At 67.4% G+C, this 6,000-nt stretch carries 3 protein-coding genes and 3 pseudogenes; 2 read left to right on the top strand and 4 right to left on the bottom strand.

The window, feature by feature from the left end; genetic code table 11:
• Nucleotides 1-114: 114 nt before the first annotated feature.
• The 3 genes and pseudogenes from G9272_RS44605 to G9272_RS44615 all read right to left on the bottom strand — a co-directional run.
• Nucleotides 115-828 (bottom strand): annotated as a pseudogene (locus tag G9272_RS44605) (DNA polymerase III subunit alpha); the annotation flags it as partial.
• Nucleotides 829-1,134: 306 nt separating this feature from the next.
• Nucleotides 1,135-1,828, bottom strand: a pseudogene (locus G9272_RS44610) (DNA polymerase III subunit alpha); the annotation flags it as partial.
• 288 nt (nt 1,829-2,116) lie between these two features.
• The gene (locus G9272_RS44615) at nt 2,117-2,320 is read right to left on the bottom strand and encodes a hypothetical protein (RefSeq protein ID WP_171394583.1); all 204 of its coding nucleotides are present in this window, start codon (nt 2,318-2,320) and stop codon (nt 2,117-2,119) included.
• 245 nt (nt 2,321-2,565) lie between these two features.
• Between G9272_RS44615 and G9272_RS44620 the strand changes: the two are divergent.
• A pseudogene (locus tag G9272_RS44620) lies at nt 2,566-3,378 on the top strand (DUF2252 family protein); the annotation flags it as partial.
• 291 nt (nt 3,379-3,669) lie between these two features.
• Nucleotides 3,670-3,843, top strand: a complete 174-nt coding sequence (locus G9272_RS44625; RefSeq protein WP_171394582.1) for a hypothetical protein — start codon at nt 3,670-3,672, stop codon at nt 3,841-3,843.
• Nucleotides 3,844-3,936: 93 nt separating this feature from the next.
• On the opposite strand, the gene G9272_RS44630 is transcribed toward G9272_RS44625, so the two are convergent.
• Nucleotides 3,937-6,000 (bottom strand): helicase associated domain-containing protein (locus tag G9272_RS44630; protein ID WP_171394581.1); only part of this gene is annotated, 2,064 nt, incomplete at its 5' end.

Below are 6,000 nucleotides of genomic sequence, written 5' to 3' on the forward strand. Positions count from 1 at the left end.
ACCATCTCGAAGTCGAATTCACAGGCATCGACTACATCGATATCTCACTCTAAAAGAAAGTACCTGCCTAGGAGAAATATTGAGCTTTCCGTAAGCGGCCAGGGAAAGGACGTCCAGTTCGTCGGGCTTCTTCTTGCCCATCACGCGGCGCAGGATGTCGGCCTCGCCCAGCGAGTACCCGGCGATGATCTGGGCGGCCTTCTGCACCTGCTCCTGGTAGACGATCAGGCCGTAGGTGACCGCCAGGACCTCTTCGAGCGGCTCCTCGAGCTCCTTGTGGATCGGGGTGATCTCCTGGAGCTTGTTCTTGCGGAGCGCGTAGTTGGTGTGCGAGTCCATGCCCATCGGGCCGGGACGGTAGAGCGCGGAGACGGCGGAGATGTCTTCGAAGTTGTCGGGCTTCATCAGGCGCAGCAGCGAGCGCATGGGGCCGCCGTCGAACTGGAAGACGCCGAGGGTCTCACCGCGCTGGAGCAGTTCGAAGGTCGTCGGATCGTCGAGCGGCAGGGCCAGCAGGTCGAGGTCGATGCCCTTGTTGGACTTCACCATCTTGACGGCGTCGTCCATGATCGTCAGGTTGCGCAGGCCGAGGAAGTCCATCTTCAGCAGGCCGAGCGACTCGCACTGCGGGTAGTCCCACTGGGTGATGGTCACGCCGTCCGTGTGCCGCACCCAGATGGGGGCGTGGTCGACGATGGGCTCGCTGGACATGATCACGCCGGCCGCGTGCACACCCATCTGCCGGACCAGGCCCTCGACGCCCTTGGCGGTGTCGATGACCTTCTTGACGTCCGGTTCGTTCTCGTACATCGACCGGATCACGCCGTACGCGGATGCCTTCACGGCCAGGCGCACGAGCTCGTCGGTCGCGGTGCCAGCAGACGGCGCGCCCGCATCCGAGCGGGGCTCAGCCGCCTGGCTTCCGGCATCTCACCGAGAGGGGCCCCTCAAGGTGCTGGCCAGGCTTGTTCCAGGGGGCTCCGCAGACGGCGCCTCGTGCGGGCGGAGGTTCCCGCTCTCGCCCCGCTGGCCAGCGAACTGCGGGACCTCGCCCCGGTTGCTGAACTCGGTGACCACGCCCGGCGCGGACGTTGGGCGTGATGTCCTCGATCCCGACGGGGACGCCGTCCTCGGTTTCGAAGTCGATGTCGACATCGGGCATGGAGACGCGCTCGGGGTTGAGGAACCGCTCGAAGATCAGTCCGTGCGGGATCGGGTCGAGGTCGGTGATGCCCATGGCGTACGCGACGATCGAGCCGGCCGCCCGAACCACGGCCCGGACCCACGGCGATGCCCTGCTTCTTGGCCCACATGATGAAGTCGGCGACGACGAGGAAGTATCCCGGGAACCCCATCTGGATGATGACGTCCATCTCGTACTCGGCCTGCTTCTGCCGGTCGTCGGGGATGCCGCCGGGGAAGCGGCGGGCCATGCCGCGGCGGACCTCCTCCTGGAACCAGGTGACCTCGGTGTAGCCGTCGGGGATGTCGAACTTCGGCATGAGGTTCTTCGCCTCGAACATGCCGGTGGTGTCGATCTGCTCGGCCACCAGCAGGGTGTTGGCGCAGCCCTCCTGGTGGCCGAGGTGTCGACGGCGTACATCTCGTCGGCGGACTTCAGGTAGTAGCCGGTGCCGGCGAACTTGAAGCGGTCCGGGTCGGAGAGGTTCTTGCCGGTCTGGATGCACAGCAGCGCGTCGTGCGCGGTGGCCTCGTGCGCGTACGTGTAGTGCGAGTCGTTCGTGACGAGCGGCGGGATGCCGAGCTTCTTGCCGACGCGGAGCAGGTCCTCGCGGACCCGGTGCTCGATGTCGATGCCCTGGTCCATCAGTTCCAGGAAGTAGCGGTCCTTGCCGAAGATGTCCTGGTACTCGGAGGCCGCCTTCACCGCCTCGTCGTTCCAGACGGGCCATGGCGTGCCGCCCTGTCCACGGGCATGACCTGTGATGGTCGGGGCCGTGGACAGGGCGGAGGGGTGGTGGTGATCCTGCGGAAAAGGCCGTTGTCAGTGCCCGGTCCTACTGTGGCAACGACAGGGAGGGACAGGTGATGGCGGCGGAGATCTTCCGTACCGGCAGGGTGTGCCCAGGCGCCCCGGCAGGCGCCTGGGCGGTAGTCATCGCCGGATGTGCACGGTGATCTGCAAGCCGCTGGCAGTGGCTCCTGCGGCGGCGACAGCGGCGACGGCCGTGCCGTTGCCGGTCAGGGCGAGGACGAGGACGGTGGCGAGGGTCGCCAGCGTCGTCAGGACGGGCAGCCACGGGTAGTACCGGGCTGCGGAGGACTCCGTACCCGTTCGGGTACGGTCAAGGGACGTCACGGTTTCTGTACTCCTTCGAGGGATCGGGAGCCCGACGTGAGGCGATGGGGAGACCCTCTTCGCGAAGCGGCTTTCCAGGGCATGGCTTCGCAGGGTCTCCCTTCGTCGTCTGAAGGGCCTTCGGCCGTTCAGACTCTAAGCCTCGGGACTGACACCGCGAGGGGTGTCCCCCGTACCTTCAGGCGCTGCCAGTTCGTGTCTGGCAACTGGCAGGCTGACGTCGTCGGTCAGCCAGGACGGGGCGCGTGCATCGTCTCGAACCTCCAGATCGTGGTCGGTCCCCGCAGTTCGACGACGAGCGCCGTGGCGAGGAGATCCTCGCCGTCTTCGACACCGCCTTCGGCCAGCTGCTGGCCGCAGACCCGGCCGCGTTCCGCGTGAAGTTCCGGAAGATGGCGGCCTCGGCCTTCGCGTTCTACCGGGGCACGGCGTGCCTGTTCTACAAGGACCTGGACGACGGGAAGGGGTCCGGTCCCTACCTGGACGAGCGCACCTCGCGCGTGTGGATCCACGGCGACCTGCACGCGGAGAACTTCGGCACGTACATGGACTCCACGGGCCGTCTGATCTTCAACGTGAACGACTTCGACGAGGCGTACGTCGGGCCCTTCACCTGGGACCTGAAGCGCTTCGCCGCCTCCGTGGCGCTCATCGGGTACGCGAAGGCGCTCGGTGACGAGCAGATCACGGAGCTGGTGGAGACCTACGCGGCCGCCTACCGGGAGCGGATCCACGCCGTGGCGGCCGGCGCCAAGCGGGACGAGGTGCCTCCGTTCACGCTGGACACCGCCCAGGGCCCGCTGCTGGACGCGCTGCGGGACGCCCGTTCGCTGACCCGTTTCGGCCTGCTGGACTCGATGGCGGAGATCCGCGACTTCGAGCGCCGCTTCGCGCCGGGCGGCGGCTCCATCGAGCTGGACGCGGCGACGCGCTACAAGGTGCTCGCCGCCTTCGACGGCTATCTGGAGACGCTCCCGGAGTCCTCGCTGACCCGCCCGGACTCGTACCGGGTGAAGGACGTCGTCGGCCGCCGGGGCATCGGCATCGGCTCCGCGGGTCGATGACGACACTGACCGTTGAGGACAGGCGGTCCACGCGAGGACGCCGGGCGTTGCATCGCCACGGTGTAGGTGCGCGACGGCGCACGATCAAGATCGTTGAGCTGGAAAAGCGAAGTGGTCGGCGGCCAGGGAATGTGCCGGCCGTCCATCCGGGCACACCTCGGCCCGTCCACGTCGTGGAACCGGTGCCGGACGGAACTCGGCGCCCGGGCTGAGGGCGTGCGACGCCAGAACCAGACTCCTGACACCCCCTGCGGGGCGTCCGAACCTCCCAAGGGGGAACTCTTCATGTCCACGCTTGTCCTGCTGGTCGGCCTGCTCCTCGGGCTGGTCGGCCTGATGCTGTTCGGCGGTCTCGTCTACCTCGTACACCGCCACCCCACCTGGGCTGTGCCGATCGGCGTCGGCCTGGCAGGACTGACGCTCATGGGCACCATGATCACCGCGATTACCTCCCGATGACAGGGCGTCGTGTGTGGTCGGGGCACAGGGGAGCCCCGACCACACACGAAACCGCAGTCGGTACGCGCCAGGCTCTGGCGGCGGGTGATGTCGTCAACACTCCACATTCCGAATCCCCGCCCACTCCAGTCCAAGGTTGGCGAGTGCGGCGAGTTTGTCGGCGGTCAACTTCCCGCGCCTGCTCTTACTGTTGCTCAGGAACACCCCGAGCTTGACCTCGATGCCGTCTTCCAGCCGCTCTACGTGCCCTCTGGGCACCGTCACCGAGCCGGTACGGGTCTTGTATTGCGCGAGGGCCGCAACGCCCCGCTCGAAGGCGCTCACGGGAGCCGTGGATGGCCTGACGGGTTCCTCCTGCTTCGGGGCGAGTGGTGTGATGCCGAGTTGCTCCAGGCGCTCGCGCTGCCCGTCCGTCAGGGCCTGCCAGACCTGGGGCTTGCGTTGCCGGGCCAGCCACTTCCCTACGTCCATGCCGTGGCAGGTGATCCCCGGCTGTAGCTCGGTCAGGCCGGCCTCCTCGCGCAGCAGCTCGCGTACGGCGGCGTAGTGGCGCTGCCAGTCCGCCGGCCATGACGGGTTCCAGTCCTCGTCCACGACCTCCAGCGCCGTCTTCCACTCGGGGTGTCCGTCGAGGGCACCCGGCCGCCGCAGATTCGAAAGCCATTGCCCCACAGGCCGGCCCAGCATCGTCGCGGGTCGAGGCGCGCACAGTGTCCAGTGCTGGTCGTAGTACGCCTTCGCGGCCTCCAGGTTCTCCTGGAACCGCTCATCCGCCAGGCTCCAGACCATGCCGAGCTGCTCCAGTCGCTGAGCGCGCTGGCCGTTCATCTGCCCCGCCCCGTAGGCCCGTCGTTGTTCCGCGACCCATTGCCCAAGTGGTGTCGCGCCCTCGCGGTGTCCGTAAGGCACGCGGGCGTGCCGCTCGCGTTCGGTGAACTTCTTGAGTGCCGCCCAGCCGCGCGCCCAGTCCTGGCGTTCGGTGTCGATCACGTTGAAGGACACCCAGTCCGCGACCATCACAGAGTCACGCGGAGCGGCGAAACGGAGTAGCAGGCGGGATTCTTCCTCGCCGTCTTTTGGCGCGACACCGATGTTCACGGACGGCTGCGCGACGTCCTTCTGCGGCTCCTGGGGGATGGCGAGTAACTCCACGGCCTCTTCATCGTGGGCCCGCAGACCTTCCAAGACTTTCACCAGAGGCCGGTAGGAGCCGGAGGTGAACATGTCCTCAGGCTGCTCTCCCGGCTGGAGGAAGACGGGCACGATCAGGGAAGCGAGCTTGCCTTGCCCGGGCTTCTGCCGGAGCGCCCGGCCGATGGCCTGGACGATGTCGTGCGGCGCACCCTTGGGGTCCAGTAGGGCAACTGAATCCACGCTTCGAATATCGACACCCTCGCCCAGGACACGACAGTTCGAGAGCACGGCCCGCTGCACCGTGGTCCCGAACGAACCCAGGACCTCTCGCCTGCGTTCGGGGACGTGCTCACCGCACAGCCAGTCCGCCCAGATGCGCTTCGGGTAGGTCTCAGGCTGGTCGGCGTGCAGCTTGGCCGCGACGCGCTCCAGGCCCTCCGCGTACGCCTGTGCCTCGATGGTCCGGTGGTGGAAGGTGATGCACGTCGACAGGTCGTGCTGCGCCATCGTGTGCAGCAACGCGGCCTGGAGGGCTCCCAGGCGCTGCCCGCGGACCTCTTCGGTGTGCCGCTCCTCGCCCATCAGCCGTTCCGGGGTGACGACGGGGTCCTGGAGCTCCAGGACGATGATCTGGTACCGCGCCAACAGGCCCCGGGAGACGGCAGAGGCCAGCGAGAGCTTGTAGAGGACGGGCCCGAAGACCGTCTCGTCATCCATGCTCGCCGCCATCTCCCTCGGCAGCGGGTCACGCACCCCCTCGGCAACCTCGCGGTTCAGCCGCTCCTCCCAGATCCGCGGCGTCGCCGTCAAGTACAGCCGCCGGTACGCCGGGATGACGGTCTGGTCATGGATGTCCGCCCACGCCTTACCCATCGACCCACTTGTCCTGTGGGCCTCATCAACTACCGCGAGGTCTACCGGGTCCAACTTCTGGCCGTAGACGCCCTCGAATGCCTCCGCCAGGACACCCAGAGACGCGTAGGTGGCGTAGATGGTCACGGGCCCGGAGCCATGCCACAGCGC

Origin of the sequence: Streptomyces asoensis, assembly GCF_013085465.1 — a bacterium.
GTDB classification, from domain to species: Bacteria; Actinomycetota; Actinomycetes; order Streptomycetales; family Streptomycetaceae; genus Streptomyces; species Streptomyces cacaoi_A.

Bases quoted from the DNA above. Each gene is read 5' to 3' on its own strand.
- G9272_RS44625 (WP_171394582.1), top strand. From the start codon at position 3,670: ATGTCCACGCTTGTCCTGCTGGTCGGCCTGCTCCTCGGGCTGGTCGGC.